This window comes from Streptococcus oralis (assembly GCF_004127215.1).
Classification (GTDB): domain Bacteria; phylum Bacillota; class Bacilli; order Lactobacillales; family Streptococcaceae; genus Streptococcus; species Streptococcus oralis_BD.
In genome coordinates, this window is the sequence record NZ_QEWJ01000172.1 from 1 (window position 1) to 355 (window position 355).

Here is a 355-nt window from a genome sequence, read left to right on the forward strand (position 1 = left end):
CGATCTTCGCCGTGACAGGGCGACGTGATAACCGCTACACTACGGGACCTATGGGAGTTAACGGGATCGAACCGCTGACCCTCTGCTTGTAAGGCAGATGCTCTCCCAGCTGAGCTAAACTCCCAAAGGGCGGAGTCTAGCTCAGCCAACGGTAAGAAACTTCGTTTCTCTCATCCGCCGATTGTAATTTCGATTTCCTCTCAATTACAACTGAGCTAAACTCCCTCGAGCTAAGCGACTTCCATATCTCACAGGGGGCAACCCCCAACTACTTCCGGCGTTCTAGGGCTTAACTGCTGTGTTCGGCATGGGTACAGGTGTATCTCCTAGGCTATCGTCACTTAACTCTGAGTAA

1 tRNA gene and 1 rRNA gene are annotated in these 355 nt (G+C 51.8%); both read right to left on the reverse strand.

Annotated elements, in window-relative coordinates:
• Positions 1-51 precede the first annotated feature (51 nt).
• Positions 52-124 (reverse strand) — tRNA-Val (locus tag DF216_RS10795).
• Positions 125-229: 105 nt separating this feature from the next.
• A 5S ribosomal RNA gene (gene rrf, locus DF216_RS10800) occupies positions 230-345 on the reverse strand.
• Positions 346-355 lie beyond the last annotated feature (10 nt).